At 35.1% G+C, this 11438-nt stretch carries 15 protein-coding genes; all 15 read right to left on the bottom strand.

What is annotated here, in order from left to right; translation table 11 throughout:
* Positions 1 to 155 precede the first annotated feature (155 nt).
* The 15 genes from QZN33_RS11030 to ribC all read right to left on the bottom strand — a co-directional run bounded on the left by QZN33_RS11030 (position 156) and on the right by ribC (position 11240).
* Positions 156 to 2132: a phage holin family protein gene (locus QZN33_RS11030; RefSeq protein WP_342764153.1), complete on the bottom strand. Its 1977-nt coding sequence runs from the start codon at positions 2130 to 2132 to the stop codon at positions 156 to 158.
* A gap of 96 nt (positions 2133 to 2228) precedes the next feature.
* The gene (locus tag QZN33_RS11035) at positions 2229 to 2918 is read right to left on the bottom strand and encodes a HisA/HisF family protein (RefSeq protein WP_296792493.1); all 690 of its coding nucleotides are present in this window, start codon (positions 2916 to 2918) and stop codon (positions 2229 to 2231) included.
* A 471-nt stretch (positions 2919 to 3389) separates the two neighbouring features.
* The gene (locus QZN33_RS11040; RefSeq protein ID WP_296792496.1) at positions 3390 to 3674 is read right to left on the bottom strand and encodes a DUF3194 domain-containing protein; all 285 of its coding nucleotides are present in this window, start codon (positions 3672 to 3674) and stop codon (positions 3390 to 3392) included.
* A gap of 34 nt (positions 3675 to 3708) precedes the next feature.
* Positions 3709 to 4056: a prefoldin subunit beta gene (locus QZN33_RS11045; protein ID WP_296792499.1), complete on the bottom strand. Its 348-nt coding sequence runs from the start codon at positions 4054 to 4056 to the stop codon at positions 3709 to 3711.
* 20 nt (positions 4057 to 4076) lie between these two features.
* On the bottom strand, positions 4077 to 4346 hold the full coding sequence (locus tag QZN33_RS11050; RefSeq protein ID WP_296792502.1) for a KEOPS complex subunit Pcc1: 270 nt from the start codon (positions 4344 to 4346) through the stop codon (positions 4077 to 4079).
* Positions 4339 to 4725: a ribonucleotide-diphosphate reductase subunit beta gene (locus QZN33_RS11055; protein ID WP_296792506.1), complete on the bottom strand. Its 387-nt coding sequence runs from the start codon at positions 4723 to 4725 to the stop codon at positions 4339 to 4341. The genes QZN33_RS11050 and QZN33_RS11055 overlap by 8 nt, the downstream gene beginning before the upstream one ends.
* A 141-nt stretch (positions 4726 to 4866) precedes the next feature.
* Positions 4867 to 4998, bottom strand: coding sequence for a DNA-directed RNA polymerase subunit P (locus tag QZN33_RS11060; RefSeq protein WP_296792509.1), 132 nt, complete (start codon positions 4996 to 4998; stop codon positions 4867 to 4869).
* Positions 4999 to 5001: 3 nt separating this feature from the next.
* Entirely contained in the window at positions 5002 to 5271 is a 270-nt protein-coding gene (gene rpl37A / locus QZN33_RS11065) for a 50S ribosomal protein L37Ae (RefSeq protein WP_292811270.1), read from the bottom strand.
* A 261-nt stretch (positions 5272 to 5532) separates the two neighbouring features.
* Positions 5533 to 7017 (bottom strand): IMP dehydrogenase, encoded by a 1485-nt coding sequence (gene guaB, locus QZN33_RS11070; protein ID WP_296792522.1) that lies wholly within the window; start codon positions 7015 to 7017, stop codon positions 5533 to 5535.
* A gap of 13 nt (positions 7018 to 7030) precedes the next feature.
* Positions 7031 to 7744, bottom strand: a complete 714-nt coding sequence (locus QZN33_RS11075; RefSeq protein WP_292743946.1) for a (5-formylfuran-3-yl)methyl phosphate synthase — start codon at positions 7742 to 7744, stop codon at positions 7031 to 7033.
* 101 nt (positions 7745 to 7845) lie between these two features.
* Positions 7846 to 9048 carry an LUD domain-containing protein gene (locus tag QZN33_RS11080; RefSeq protein WP_296792526.1) on the bottom strand — a complete coding sequence of 401 codons (1203 nt, stop codon included), beginning with the start codon at positions 9046 to 9048 and terminating at the stop codon, positions 7846 to 7848.
* Positions 9035 to 9706: a (Fe-S)-binding protein gene (locus tag QZN33_RS11085; protein WP_296792533.1), complete on the bottom strand. Its 672-nt coding sequence runs from the start codon at positions 9704 to 9706 to the stop codon at positions 9035 to 9037. Before QZN33_RS11085 ends, QZN33_RS11080 begins: the two co-directional genes overlap by 14 nt.
* Positions 9707 to 9709: 3 nt before the next feature.
* The gene (locus tag QZN33_RS11090) at positions 9710 to 10057 is read right to left on the bottom strand and encodes a DUF2304 domain-containing protein (RefSeq protein WP_296792536.1); all 348 of its coding nucleotides are present in this window, start codon (positions 10055 to 10057) and stop codon (positions 9710 to 9712) included.
* A gap of 9 nt (positions 10058 to 10066) precedes the next feature.
* Positions 10067 to 10771 (bottom strand): glycosyltransferase family 2 protein, encoded by a 705-nt coding sequence (locus tag QZN33_RS11095; protein ID WP_296792539.1) that lies wholly within the window; start codon positions 10769 to 10771, stop codon positions 10067 to 10069.
* Between the two features lie 10 nt (positions 10772 to 10781).
* Positions 10782 to 11240, bottom strand: coding sequence for a riboflavin synthase (gene ribC / locus QZN33_RS11100; RefSeq protein WP_292608987.1), 459 nt, complete (start codon positions 11238 to 11240; stop codon positions 10782 to 10784).
* Between the last annotated feature and the right edge of the window lie 198 nt (positions 11241 to 11438).

Here is an 11438-nt window from a genome sequence, read left to right on the forward strand (position 1 = left end):
AAAAAGAATGCTATAACTGCAAACATGTGGAATTTGATATTGGCCTTTGCACCCAATATTACTGCAGATTCCATGAAAAATTAGTTAAAATGGATGATATGTGTGATGACTGGAGCGAATCATCCAATTAAGTCTATTGTTGAAATGATAAAAAATTATTGCCTGTTATTTTTCAATAACTGCAAATTTTGTTTTAAAATTGAATAAATACTTTCCGCACCTACAATCTCTTCATCAGGCACTTGCCAGTCAGAAGGATATAGAATAAATGGTTCAGATTGATTTCCACCTATTCCACCGTGACTTCCAATCAGCTCTTCAAATGCACAGACTTCATCATTTTGTGAATCATAAAAGCTGTTTACTAAAATATCCGGAAGGTGATTGAAACTGCAGTGTCTTTTTATTTTTTCAGCTGCATTCTTTTCATAGTTTTCAAGAGGATTTTCACCTTCAATTTTATCACTGTCAAGGAAGTATTTGCCGTTTTTACTTAAAACCAGATTACCGTACTCCTTGGAATAAACTACAATAAAACCTATATATTCATTATCAAGCAGGCCCGGAATAAATTCAGGGAATAAATCCATCAGTTCCTCATAAGTTAATCTGTAATTCCATTGAGTTAGATAAATCAGTGCGAGATTTCCTGATGCAAGTACAGATACCTGGGATTCTATACATTCATCCTCTTCCTCTTCATCCTTTTTTTGTGAAAAAGGATTGAAAACTTCTGTGTGGTGGTCTTCCTCTGATGAGAGATTAGCATAAATTGACATGTCCTCCGGAAGCAGGGATATTACGAATTCTTCAAAAGTCTTTCCATATCTTTGTGTGAAGGTAGCTCCTTTACTTTGCCCGTGGTCTGACTGGATGACAAACTGATATGGTCTTGCAGCGTATCTGCTTCCTTCCATCAAACGTTTGATATGCTTATCTATTAAACTAAGGGCATAATATGAATCTTCATCTTCAACGCCTGAATGATGGGCAATTTCATCATAGCCGAGATATGTGGAATATGCAACATCAATATCCCCCACCATCACATCTCCAATCAAAGTTGATGTATTGACTTCACTCATAAAAACATTTGTTCCAACTCTGATGGAAGCATACTTGAAATCCCTGTCAATTCTTGGCTGGATATCTTCAGATTCATGTTTTCTTTGTGAGCGAAGCTCTTTGAATAAATCCAATAATCCCAATAGTGCTATACGTGCAGTGTAACTTGGACTTGAATATAGTGAAAACCATGCAGTGTTGTATAATTTTTTAAAGTTTTTAAATTTACTTGATGTTAAAATAACATCCTTACTGTCCCCGGAAAACAGATTTGACCGGCTGGCACCGTTATCTGCAAGCAGTCCGTTACCGTCGGAAATTCTTTGTTCAAGTATTTCAATATCATTTAAAGAAGAACATTGCATAATTTTATTGTTATTTTCTTTTTCAACCCATCTGAAGGCCACAAAATCCTGATTATTTCCATGTAAAATTCCCGCCTGACTTGCTCCGGTCTGAGAAGACAGATCAGTAATCCACGGTTTAAGATTATGGGTTTTTGATTCGATGAGTTTTTTTACATTGCTCATACGGCCTTTTTCAATAGCTTTTAGGAGCATTTCATGTGAGAGTCCGTCAATTTCAATAATTATAACGCCGGGATAATTTTTAACATCCTGTTTTCTTTTCTTTTTTGCATCCCTTAAAACAACCCTATAATATGAAGCATCATCATCAACAGTCAGAATTGCTGTTAATAATGTATTGACGGCAGTTAATACAAAAGCTACAACTAAAAATCCGAAACCTTCAAGTTTAATATAAAACATCGGTGCAAAAAACTCTATTATAAAAGCATTCAGTATGAATGTGGCAAATCCGAATGTCAGCAATATGAAAGGAAGGAATAATCTGGTGATAATCGGCCACAAAATAGCATTGACTAAACTGAAAAATAAAACAAAAAGAAGAATATCATCAAGATATTCGATTTCTACGCCTAAACCAAGCATACTGACTATGTACATGGCGATTACATTTGCAAAAAATAATATAAGAGTCCTTTTAATCGAGATATTTCGAGGCGGTTTTTCACTAATTCTTTCCATATAAGATAATTTATGCATTAATGTTAAAAAATATTTCTTATTTAACTGAAATTATTTTCACATAATTGCATGTTGTATAATTCCTGCAAATGCAACAGCATTCATGCGCTACAATCAGTCCAGGAGTTTAACTTCACCTGAATGAAGACTTGTGCCTATCAGCACCTTTTTTATTCCGAGAGATTCCAGTTCAGCTAGAGAATTCCTGTTCAATCCCCCGGCAATAATCAGTTTATCCTTTAAATCCTCAAACTCTTTTAAAAGTTCTTCATTGTAACCTTTTTGGGTACCGACACCAGTAATGTCTAAAAGAATAATATCACTCGGATCAAGTTCCTTTAGGATTTCCTTAAATTCAGAGAGATTCAAATCAAGGTTTTTTGCAAGAAGTTCATTGTTTTTAACGTCAACGCTTACGACAATTCGCTCTTTTGGAAATTTGTCAAATATCTTTTTCATCTCTTCAATGCTTTCAAGGGTTTCTGTTGGAACGATTACCCGGTATGCATAATCCAGGAAGAATTCGAAAGCTTCACAGTTTTTCACGCCTCCGTCGAAAAGAACAGGCAAAATTGTATTTACCATTTTGATATCGTTGATGTTGTGGCCTTCAGATTCAATCAAATCCAAATCTGCAATGTACATCTCATCGGCACCGTTCAGCTTAAGACCCTGAGCTATTTCAACGGGATTGGCTGACGGAGCGAAAACTGTCTGAAGCGGAGTGTATGTATCCCTCATTCCTGATTTACCGCTTACGGCCTGACCCTGTTTTAAATCTATTACCGGAATTTTTTTAATCATATTAAATAATTAGATAAAAGAAGTATTAAAAACTTAAGGAGGTGAGAGAAACTGAAGTGTTTTTCAGTCCCCTCTCAGAGTAAATAAAAATAATGATCAATTTTGATTAATAACAAATATGTTATGAACCGTTATTTATTATTTTTAATAACATAGTATTTAAATGTTACTGAAATTTAGAAAAATTAAAGTAAACTTGAATATATAATTTTTAAAAATAATCATAGATAATAAACACGTTTAAAAATTTAAATTAGAAAAATAAACAAATACATATTAATTAATAAAAATCATAAAACGCCCTATTTTTAGGCATTTAAAAATTTTAAAATTTAATAAAATTTGCTTGATAAAGTTCATTTGAAAAAAGTAAGTTTGAAATAACTGAAAAAATGAAATTAAAACAAATCGCCAATAATAGGCCAAAATATTGATGTAATAGCCATTAATCAAAAAATTTAAAATAAAAAATTATTCTCTGAAATTTTCATCAATATATGAATCGAACTTCAGATAAGCCTCGTCAATGGCATTCATGATTTGGTCCTGGTTTATTTCGGAAAGCTCATCGAAAAGAACGCCTACATCAACATCAACGTCGAGCTGTTCGTTTTCATAATTGAGTGTAATGTCCAAATCAAGGTCTTCAACTTCCTTTGTTGAAATGTTTTTGGAAACTTCCTTTTCAAGAATTTCACCAAAATCATCGGAAATTTTAGAAAGATCATCTGGAGACAGTTTTTTAAGTTTTGACATAGTAATCTATAAAAAAAGTAAAAAAGTATTAAGCCTATTGGCCCATACCTTGCATTGCATTTTGGATAGTGGATTGCATCTCTTCAAGTTTTTTCATGACTCTTTCTTCCTGACGGGTCATGGTTTGTTTTCTTAACTGAAGAGTTTCTAATTTATCTTCCATTTCGGATAATGCATCTGCGTATTCAACTTTGATAAGTAAAGTTCCAGCTTGTTTGAATACTTCAGTATTTTCATCACTTTTTTTAAGTTCTTCTAAAGCTTTTTCAGTTTCTTGAATTTGAATTTCAACATTCTGAACTTGCATGGTTACAGCTTGAGCTTGTTGCTGTAACTGTTGAAACTGATTTAATTGATTTTGAATGTTTTCAGGAATCTCCATAATATCACCTAATTATTATTTTATAAGTTTGTTAAATTATTTATTTGTAATGCCAATTTTATCCATTTTATAGCTGAGTTGACAGAAGCCCTGAAAGAGGTTGAATCCTCAGCATCAATATTGATCAGTATATTGGACCCGTCCAGGTCAATTGTCATTGATGATCTAAAATCTGGAGCAGTTTCAAACTCCAGAATAATTGCATCATAGATTATTTGAGCCTGAGAGCTGCTTTCAAATTCAATGGATATATTGCTTTTTACAGATTCAAGAGGGGTTTCATCAATCATGTACATCCTCTAAAATCTTTTTAACATTAATTTGGAAATTGAGCTTGTCTCCAAATTTATTAATAAAATTAATTTTAGCTATTAAATTTTCATCTTGAGAAATAAGGATAAAATTATCCTCAGCCTTGTCCACTAACTCCAAACCTAAAATATCGCTTAATACATTAAGCTTTTCCATATTTGAAACTATTTTCAATTTTGACGGCGCAATGTTAAGCTTTTCAGATTCAAGTACAACACTTATCAATATTACAAGCAAAACTTCCCCTTTGTTTGAATAGAAAGTGATTTTACTTGGATTTCCCTTAATTTCATTAACGACTGCAAGGTTAATTTCTTCCAAATCCAAGGCCTTCAACAGAAGCTCGCGCATATTCATTTTACCCCTGTTGACAGAAGTTGAATCAGTGACGCGTGCTAAATTTTTACAGAACTTTCTAGTTTTTTGAGAAGGCTTTCTAGAAGTGGAAATTAACATTTAAATCAAAAATAGTGAAAATATATTTAAAAGCAAAGATAATTATCTTGCTTTTATAATTCTTGTGGTTTCTGGAACTTCTTTAAATAAAATCCTATATCTGCATTTAGGACATTTATTTTCCATGTAGCTCTTATGGTCTACTTCTGCTCCACAACGTGGACATTTATACAAAGCTTATTCCTCCACTTTAATATCTCTGATACTACGTGCTGCAGATTTTGCCATAGGAGTTTGTGGAATGTATGCTCCTCCGGTGAATACTGCACCACATTTTCTGCATTTCCAGATTCCAGCAGCTTGTCTTTTTACATATGGTCTATCACATTTAGGACAAACATGATTTTTTTTCATGTTTTCTTCAATGATTTTAACAGATCTTTTTGCTTTTCTTCCGTATCTTGCACCGAACCTACCTGTAATACCAACTTTTTTAGTTCTTGCCATTTATATTCTCTCCGTAAATAATAAAATTTAATTAAAATGTAAATTATTTGAATTTACATGATTACATAACATAATCATAAAATTATCTAATGTAATAATATTGAATTAACTAATATTTAAAGGTTTGCTTAAAATACTTGATTTTAAGAAAAAATTAATTTCTATAATAAAATATAATTATTGATGAGAATTAAGTCCTTTCCAAAAACATCATGCTAATATTTTAACTTCTCATCAAAAAAAATATTAAATAATATCCAACTAGTCGAGAGTTGGATAATTTGGACTTTCATTAGTAATTAACAAGTCATGAGGGTGGGATTCCTTAATACCACTGCTTGTAATTCTAACAAAGTTTGCTTTTTGCTGCATTGCTTTAATGTCTTCAGCACCGCAGTATCCCATGGATGATTTTAAACCACCTACTAACTGGAACAGGATTTCTGCAATGGTTCCTCTGTATGGTACCGCACCTTCAATTCCTTCCGGAACATATTTGGTGTGGTTCATCTTACTTTTTTGACCTTGGAAGTATCTGTCTGCACCACCATCATATTCACTGGTCATTGCACCCATAGATCCCATTCCACGGTATTTTTTGTATTGTTTACCGTTCATTACAACGATTTCACCAGGAGCTTCAAGGGATGCTGCAAGCAAGTTACCAAGCATTACTGCATCTGCACCGGCACCGATAGCTTTTGCAACGTCACCGGAGTACCTGATACCACCGTCAGCAATTACAGGAATTCCTGAATCTGCTGCAGCATCAGCAACATCTGAAATTGCAGTAAGTTGAGGTACACCTACACCAGCTACAATACGAGTAGTACACATTGAACCCGGACCGATACCGACTTTAAGGGCATCTACACCCATTGAAATTAAGTCTTCTGCAGCCTGTGCAGTAGCAATGTTACCTACACATAATTCAGCATCAATATTGTCCTTGATGGTTTCTGTGAATTTAACTACATTCATGTTATGAGCGTGAGCGCAGTCAATGGAAATGACATCTGCACCGGCCTGGTCAAGTGCCATTGCCCTGTCGAGATCAAACGGACCACATGCAGCTGCAACTAAAAAGTCTCCATTTTTGTCTCTGGCCGCATCCGGATATTGTGATTGATTTAATATATCTTTAATTGTAATAATTCCAACTAATTTGCCTTCACGTACAACAGGAAGTCTTTCAACCTTATTTTCATATGCAACATTCAATGCTTCTTCAGCAGAAACTCCTTCTTCAACAGTTACAACATCAGAAGTCATTATGTCTTTGATTGCAGTGGATGGTTCTGATTTTAAAACAGGTCTGATATCTCTTTTTGAGATAATTCCCATTATTTTATCACCATCAACAACAGGTAAACCGCTGATGAGTTCATTGCGCATTAAGGTTTGAGCCTGTGCAACAGTGGAATCCGGAGAAATTGTTATAACATCACGGATTGTTAAATCTTCAGCGTTTTTAACTTTTCTAACTTCTTCAACCTGTCTTTCCTGTGAGATGTTTCTGTGAATAACTCCTATACCACCCTGCTGGGCCATGGCGATTGCAAGTTCTGCTTCAGTTACGGTATCCATAGCCGCACTTAATACAGGAATGTTCAATTTGATTCCTTTACCTAATTCTACAGTAGTATCTATATCTTTAGGTTCCACATAACTTGCGTTTGGAGTTAAAAGAAAATCATCAAAAGTGTAAGACATTCTTGCTTCTTGGACTTTTTTTGAAAATGACATAACTAACACCTAATTAAAATGAATCAATTAATTCTTTGAGCTCAGCTACAGCAGTGTGATGTATTTTACCAGTGTTTCTGTCACCGCCTACACATGCAGCTCCTCTAATACCAACAACGTCACAGCCGATGTCATGCAATGGTTTTAACTGGTCTTTTTTAACGGAACCTGCAAGTGCAGTCATCAAGCCGTATCCGTGAGCTTCTTCTACGAATTCTTTTAATTTGTCTAAATCTAAGTAATCAAATAATGTGTGACCATCTTTAACAGCAGTATCCAGCATTGCAAGGTCGCAGCCTGCATCTTTTGCAACTTTTGGAATTTCCATAGGATCAACAGCGCCGACACGGTGAGCGTCTGCATATCCTGCTGCTACAATAATTGTATCTTCGCTAATATCTTTTACAGTTTTTACTACATTTTCCATAACTTCAACTGCTTCGTCATGGTCTTTTGTTCCATATAATCCAACTTTAATGTAATCTGCCCCTGATACGTGAGCTCCCATTGCTGCAAGTGAAACAGTACCCGGTTTGTAAGGCACATCTCCCAAAGTAGCACTTACAAGCTTGTCTTCAGGAGTCAATTCTCTGATTTCTTTTATTACCCAAGGGAAATTTGCACCAAGTGAACCTTCCTTAGGGTTTTTTACATCAACAATGTCTGCTCCACCTTCAATAGATTCGAGAGCTTCTTCACGATTTATAGGACTTATTAATAGAAGCATGTATTTCCTCCAATAAAATATTATTTTATAATATACTAATATTAGTTCATTATTATTTATAATATTATTGTTTTTTGAAAAAAAATTAATTAAAAATAGAATTAATATGGAGAATCTTTTTTGGAGACATTATCCTTAATTATGCCGTGAGCTTTAGGATAGAATCCAACTTCAGTTGACATTTTTCTCATATTTTCAATGATTTCATTTGTTGGAATAGCTACCGGACAGTTTAAAGTGCATAATCCGCATAATGTGCACATGTAAAGACCTGAATTATAGCAGGTCTCATCATCCTCTATAAATTTTGACATTGCAACACCACGGCCGCCCAGATAATTGTTGAAGCCAAATTCATTGCCTACTGCATTATATACAGGACAGTGAACTACACAGTTGCCGCAGCCTATACAGTAAAGGCATTCAGGTGTAGCTTCGCTTCTTCCATTGTCTAGAAAAATTACAACAACTCTTTCAGCGCCGTACATGTTTTTAAGCAGTTTCTTTTCAATGTCTGCTGTTTTTGACGGTCCGGATATTACATTCATATATGAGGTTACATAGCTTCCTGTTGCAAAAATTGTTTCAAGCTTTACAAGAGAGATTGCGTCTTCCAAAGTAGGTACAATTTTATCAATTCCAGCTACGATTATATGCAAATCTTTTAGTGAAACTATTGAAATATTGCCCTCATTGTGCACCATTACACATGACCCCTCTTCGGATGCAATTGCATTGGCTCCACTTATACCTACGTTTGCATTTTTTAGGCGATTCAGCACATCACTTCTGACAGTCTCCATAATTTCACGTGGCCTGGCAGATACATTAACGTCAAGAGAATCATTTACAATATCAGCTATGTTTGAAACATTGAGATGTGAAGCAGGGCCTGTCGGATGAACCGGCTTATTGTCTGTCTTTTTAAGCTGTAAAATTCTGTCTCCAAGATCAGTTTCAACTACATCAATACTTTTTTCGGCCAAATGAGCTTTCAGATTAATTTCACCTAAGGTATTTGATTTTGCTTTAGCTACAACAGATGCATCATACTCATCAAGCAGGCCGTCTATGATATCAATTGCATCATCTGCAGTTTCGGCAAATCTGCAGTCAATGTCATTGCGTTTGAATGACTCCCTAACCTGACTGAAGAGCTCTTCATTGTGCTCAATGGAATACTTTTTGATTTCACGGACTCTTGATTCAAGTCTTTTGGCAGATGGTGAATCCTTTATTGAATTTGATCTGTTTTTAACTGTGTTAAATGATTTTCTCATGGTTTCAAGTTCACTCGGCTTCATCCGCATCACCATATTTTACTAAAAATTCACATAAATCAAGTACTTCCATTCCATCATTTTCCAGATTGAGCTTGCAGAAAGGACATGCTGTCACCAGTGTGGTACATCCGGTTTGCTTTGCCTGATTGATTCTTGTCTGCGCCATCTGGTCTGCTATTTCAGGATATGCTGATTTTACGCCTCCGCCGGCACCGCAGCATAAACTGTTTTCACGAATGTTTTCCATTTCAAGCAGATTTGCAACAGATTTGATGACATTTCTCGGCGCATCAAAAACATTCAGGTGACGTCCGAGATGGCATGAATCATGATAGGTTACATCCAAATCCTTTTTGGAAAAAACAAGTTTATCATCTTTAATAAGTTCTTCTAAAAGCTGGGATATGTGGATAACATCAACATCGTCATAATCCTCCTTTAGAGTCTTATAACATCCCGCACATGATGTGAGAACTTTCTGATTTTTAAATACCTTAGAGTTCTTTTCAATCTGCTTTTTGGCTTCGTCAGTAAAACCTGTCCTGAGCAATACTGAACCGCAGCATTTTTCATCTTCTAAAATAGTATAGTCGATTCCTGCTTTTTTTAAAAGAGCTTCGGTTGCCTTTTGAATATTGGTTTCCCGCTCTCTTGCAGTACATCCTCTAAAATAAAGCATGATTTATTCCTCTTCATCGTCAAGAGTGATTTCATTTTTTAATGCAAGTTCCTTAACAACCTTGTTCAAGTTGTTCTGCATGTTGTCTACAATGAAATATAATTTTAAAACTGTGTAAAACAATATTACAAATACCAAGATAATTATAAAGTCCAGACCACGGGTAATACCGAATATCCGTGCAAAGGTCATACTTACTTCGGGAAAGATTGCAAACAGACTGACAACTATCCAAAATAATGACCATAACAAAACAGTAAAAAATGAGTTTTTCCCTTTTAAATATCTTGTTATAAACCATATGATTGCTATTAAAGCAATAACTGGAAATATTAAAGCATATAAATACATTTTACCACCTTAAAATTGATGTTTAATCATCTGTAATAATATTTTTAGCGCAACAACCGCATTTGTTCCCTTTGCCTGGGTTTCAGGAGTATATATTGTCTGGATTGGAACTTCAGCAAACGGAATATTGTTGTCATTAATTTCACGTATGAATTCTGAAGAAATGAGATAACCTGTAGCATTGATGCTGATTTTGTCAAGTGCATCAACGGTTATTGCCCTGAAACCTGTCTGAGAGTCACTTACATCCACACGATAGAATATTCTTGTTAAAAGATTCATGATTGCATTAGCATATTTTCTGCTGAAAGGCATGTCATCCAGAGGCCTTACGCCAATTACAGCCTGAGCCTGACCGGTAACTAAAGGTTTTATGACCTCATCCAAATCATCAGCTGAATGCTGGCCGTCAGAGTCCATGCTCACAATATATTTCGGATTGTATCTCAAAACTGCCTCAAAACCAGTTTGTGTAGCAATACCCACACCACGATTGATCAATAAATTAAAAATATGAACCTTACTAGGATACTTCTTTTTGGACTGCTTAATAACTTCAAGAGTATTGTCTGAAGAGCCGTCATTGACAATTACCATATTATATCCTTTCTTGGCTATATCCTCTATAACCGGCTGGATTCTTGTTGATTCATTGTATGCCGGAAGAACTACATAGGTTGCATCCTTGTCTTCGGCAGTCAGTTCATATTCCATTTTACACCTTCTATAATGGTCCTGCATCTTCTTTTCCTTCACGCATTCCCATTCCAGCTTCTTTTCTCATTGCTTTTCTGTGATACATCATTTTTATTAAGTTCTGTGCATGTTCACGTGCCCTGTTTTCTGCAAGTTTTGCAAGTTCAACAGGATCTTCCTCTTCATCTTCATGTACAAATACTTCCAGAATGTGGGTGTTTGTCATAAGCTGAGCATTGATTAGACCTGTTGATGCTTCATGAGCACACATCTTATCCTTTTCCATAGGTCCAGGCATTCCCAGTGCCATTACAATGTCACAGTTTTCTTCTTCAATGAGAATTTTTGCAGTTACAGGCAAATCCTTAACGCCCGGAACTGTTTCACGAATTATCTTTAAATCATAAGCGTTGTTTTTAAGCTCATCGATGGCTGCTGAAGCCATATCAAAACGAGCGAATGTAGTGTCACAAATTCCAATTCTCATATAATTCACCTTAAAAAAAAATATGTTTTTATTAGTATAAATGTTTATTTACATTTGTTGAACTTCCCCGTCTTTGAGAAGACGGGGATTCGCAAACCCAAAAAAAGATATGTATTTTTTTGGGATATTTTTACTGCACCGTCGTCCCGACGATTTTTAATCCTTCATTAAGGATGTTTATAGCGGCATTCCTGTCAC

The sequence above is a fragment of the uncultured Methanobrevibacter sp. genome (genome assembly GCF_900314615.1).
GTDB lineage: Archaea > Methanobacteriota > Methanobacteria > Methanobacteriales > Methanobacteriaceae > Methanocatella.

Coding starts and splice junctions, on each gene's coding strand:
- QZN33_RS11095 (WP_296792539.1), bottom strand. CDS start 10,771: ATGGAATATGAACTGACTGCCGAAGACAAGGATGCAACCTATGTAGTT.
- QZN33_RS11080 (WP_296792526.1), bottom strand. CDS start 9,048: ATGAAGCCGAGTGAACTTGAAACCATGAGAAAATCATTTAACACAGTT.
- QZN33_RS11075 (WP_292743946.1), bottom strand. CDS start 7,744: ATGCTTCTATTAATAAGTCCTATAAATCGTGAAGAAGCTCTCGAATCT.
- QZN33_RS11090 (WP_296792536.1), bottom strand. CDS start 10,057: ATGTATTTATATGCTTTAATATTTCCAGTTATTGCTTTAATAGCAATC.
- rpl37A (WP_292811270.1), bottom strand. CDS start 5,271: ATGGCAAGAACTAAAAAAGTTGGTATTACAGGTAGGTTCGGTGCAAGA.
- QZN33_RS11055 (WP_296792506.1), bottom strand. CDS start 4,725: ATGAATATGCGCGAGCTTCTGTTGAAGGCCTTGGATTTGGAAGAAATT.
- ribC (WP_292608987.1), bottom strand. CDS start 11,240: ATGAGAATTGGAATTTGTGACACTACATTCGCTCGTTTTGATATGGCT.
- QZN33_RS11045 (WP_296792499.1), bottom strand. CDS start 4,056: ATGGAGATTCCTGAAAACATTCAAAATCAATTAAATCAGTTTCAACAG.
- QZN33_RS11040 (WP_296792496.1), bottom strand. CDS start 3,674: ATGTCAAAACTTAAAAAACTGTCTCCAGATGATCTTTCTAAAATTTCC.
- QZN33_RS11050 (WP_296792502.1), bottom strand. CDS start 4,346: ATGATTGATGAAACCCCTCTTGAATCTGTAAAAAGCAATATATCCATT.
- guaB (WP_296792522.1), bottom strand. CDS start 7,017: ATGTCATTTTCAAAAAAAGTCCAAGAAGCAAGAATGTCTTACACTTTT.
- QZN33_RS11030 (WP_342764153.1), bottom strand. CDS start 2,132: ATGCATAAATTATCTTATATGGAAAGAATTAGTGAAAAACCGCCTCGA.
- QZN33_RS11085 (WP_296792533.1), bottom strand. CDS start 9,706: ATGCTTTATTTTAGAGGATGTACTGCAAGAGAGCGGGAAACCAATATT.
- QZN33_RS11035 (WP_296792493.1), bottom strand. CDS start 2,918: ATGATTAAAAAAATTCCGGTAATAGATTTAAAACAGGGTCAGGCCGTA.